This window comes from Bradyrhizobium sp. 142 (assembly GCF_023074015.1).
Lineage (GTDB): Bacteria > Pseudomonadota > Alphaproteobacteria > Rhizobiales > Xanthobacteraceae > Bradyrhizobium.
The window spans coordinates 1-1519 of the sequence record NZ_JADPKQ010000084.1 but is presented as its reverse complement, the minus strand read 5'-3'; the positions used below and the strand labels follow the sequence as shown (position 1 = coordinate 1519).

Sequence of the window (1519 nt, the reverse complement as noted above, 5' to 3'; positions counted from 1 at the left end):
GCGGCACATGCGTGCGCCGTATGGGACTTGGACCAAGGAGGCCCTCGCCGCGTCGGCGAAGGCCGAACTGGCAGCCCTGCACTGGTCAGTCGACCCGCAAGACTGGTCTCGTCCTGGCGGCGAGGCGATTGTTGCCGCGGTGCTGGCCTCGGTCCGGCCGGGGGCAATCGTGCTCCTGCACGACGGGTGCCCTCCCGACGAGTTGGAACGCTGCCCTCACTCTGGTCGGCGCGACCAGAGTGTGACGGCGCTCGCCCAGCTCATTCCAGCACTGCGTGACCGTGGATTTGCAATCCGGTCGCTTCCTCAAACTCACTGAATAGATCAATTCCCATGAGCCTGCTTGCCACCATCAGCACCGTTGCTGTTGCCTCCTACGCGTTGCTCTCCAGCGTCCATAAGAGCGCGCAGGCGCTTTATGCGCGGCGAACCGACGCCTCACTGCCGCCGTACGACCCGGTCGATACCGGTGCTCTGCCCAGCGTGGATGTCATCGTGCCCTGCTTCAACGAGGATCCGCGCACGCTGGCGGCCTGTCTGAAGTCTCTCGCAAGCCAGGACTACCCAGGACGATTGCAGGTCTATGTGGTCGATGACGGCTCTGCAAATGTCGCTGCAGTGGCCCCGGTCCATGGGAGCTACGCATATGACCCGAGGTTCAACGTCATTCTGCTGCCAAGCAACGTTGGAAAGCGTAAGGCGCAGATCGCAGCGATACGCCGGTCGTTCGGCGATCTCGTGCTCAATGTCGATTCCGACACGGAAATCGCCAGCGACGTGGTCAGCAAACTCGTACGCAAGATGCAGGATCCTGCCGTCGGCGCGGCCATGGGGCAATTGACGGCCAGCAACCGGAACGACAGCTGGCTGACCCGATTGATCGACATGGAGTACTGGTTGGCTTGCAACGAGGAGCGCGCGGCGCAGACACGCTTTGGTGCCGTCATGTGCTGCTGCGGGCCGTGTGCCATGTACCGCCGCTCCGCGCTGCTGTTGCTGCTGGACCAGTACGAGACGCAGTTCTTCCGGGGAAAGCCGAGCGACTTCGGTGAGGACCGTCATCTGACGATCCTCATGCTCAAGGCAGGGTTTCGAACCGAGTACGTTCCGGACGCCATCGCCGCCACGGTGGTCCCGGACAGGCTCTTGCCGTATCTGCGGCAACAGCTCCGCTGGGCGCGGAGCACTTACCGCGACACGCTGCTGGGTTTGCACCTGTTGCCCGGCCTGGACCGGTACCTTACGCTCGACGTGCTCGGACAGAACCTCGGGCCGCTGCTGCTCGCCATCTCATCGATTGCCGCGCTCGCTCAGCTCGCGCTGACCGGTACCGTGCCCTGGTGGACCGGTTTGACCATCGTCGCGATGACCATGATTCGATGCAGCGTGGCGGCCCTTCGTGCCGGCGAGCTTCGATTTATCGGCTTCTCGCTCCACACCCCGATCAACATCTTCCTCCTGCTCCCGATGAAAGCCTATGCGCTCTGTACCTTGAGCAACAGCGACTGGCTCTCGCGCA

The 1519-nt window shown here is 63.2% G+C and carries 1 protein-coding gene and 1 pseudogene; both read left to right on the top strand.

What is annotated here, in order from left to right:
• Window positions 1-319, top strand: a pseudogene (locus IVA82_RS08990) (chitooligosaccharide deacetylase NodB); the annotation flags it as partial.
• Window positions 320-333: 14 nt separating this feature from the next.
• Window positions 334-1519, top strand: a 1186-nt coding sequence (gene nodC / locus IVA82_RS08985; protein WP_247493257.1) for a chitooligosaccharide synthase NodC, incomplete at its 3' end; no start/stop codon positions are given.